We start from the raw sequence: 1056 nt of genomic DNA, 5'->3' as shown, positions 1-1056 counted from the left end.
CCGTTATGTGCCATTTTACAGAGACACCCCAAACCAATAAAAATAAATTTGCTTATTATATGTCCACTTATTATATTTGCACCGACAATTTCGTCAAACAAAATATTTTAGTATGTGGACAACAGAAGTGAGTCGTAAAACGACAGCGACAAAAGAACAAATTTGGAAACTTTGGGCAGATGTTCCTAATTGGAATGTTTGGGATGCAGAAGTTGAGACCTCTGAACTATTTGGACAATTTCAGACAGGGACAAAAGGAATTTTGAAACCAGCAGGTGGACCAAAAACAAAATTTGAAATGACTGAATGCACTAAATTCAAATCATTTACAGACAGAAGTTTTTTACCACTTTGCAAAATGGACTTTATCCATACTATGACAGAAACCAAAGACGGGCTTGAAATTACACATAAAGTTGTAATGACAGGTTTTATGACTTTTTTGTTTTCAAAAATAATTGGAAGTAAAATTAAAAGTGGACTTCCTATTGCAGTTGAAAAACTAATTAAAATTGCAGAAAAAAACTAAACACAAAATGGCAAAAACAGATTTTAGTTTTGAAATAACCGAAGAAAGTACAGGTTTTTTATTATGGCAAGTAACAAACTTGTGGCAACGTGAAATCAAAAAAGCATTAGAGAAATATGAATTAACACATTCTAAATTTGTTCTACTAGCAAGTATTCATTGGCTGACATTAGACAAACAAAATGTAACACAAATTTTATTATCCAACCATACCAAAATTGACCCAATGACAACTTCAACTGTTTTGAGAACTTTGCAAACAAAAGGACTTATTAAACGACAAGAACACGAAACAGACACAAGAGCCAAAACAGTTGGACTAACAGAAAATGGACTAAAAAATATTAAACAAGCAATCAAAACAGTTGAACAATTTGACAAACAATTTTTCGGCTCACTTGACAACGAAACAAAAGACTTTAATAACAAACTAATAAAACTACTTGACAATAAAAACGGCACATAACACGGGTAACTGTTGCACAACCTCAATAAAAAACTAAAATTTTAAAATATTTATAAAAAGT

Annotated in this window: 2 protein-coding genes; both read left to right on the top strand. The window is 31.2% G+C overall.

The window, feature by feature from the left end:
- Window positions 1-112: 112 nt before the first annotated feature.
- A complete protein-coding gene (locus IAI56_RS15735; RefSeq protein WP_094484769.1) occupies window positions 113-529 on the top strand; it encodes an SRPBCC family protein in 417 nt (138 codons plus the stop codon).
- Between the two features lie 7 nt (window positions 530-536).
- Entirely contained in the window at window positions 537-995 is a 459-nt protein-coding gene (locus IAI56_RS15730) for a MarR family winged helix-turn-helix transcriptional regulator (RefSeq protein ID WP_094484770.1), read from the top strand.
- Window positions 996-1056: the final 61 nt, after the last annotated feature.

The organism is Flavobacterium macrobrachii, from assembly GCF_014486675.1.
Classification (GTDB): domain Bacteria; phylum Bacteroidota; class Bacteroidia; order Flavobacteriales; family Flavobacteriaceae; genus Flavobacterium; species Flavobacterium macrobrachii.
Note: the sequence above shows the minus strand (reverse complement) of the source record. Positions and strands in the feature narration are given on the sequence as shown.

What these genes read in the sequence shown, in the direction of transcription:
- IAI56_RS15730 (WP_094484770.1), top strand. Translation starts at nt 537, where the DNA reads ATGGCAAAAACAGATTTTAGTTTTGAAATAACCGAAGAAAGTACAGGT.
- IAI56_RS15735 (WP_094484769.1), top strand. Translation starts at nt 113, where the DNA reads ATGTGGACAACAGAAGTGAGTCGTAAAACGACAGCGACAAAAGAACAA.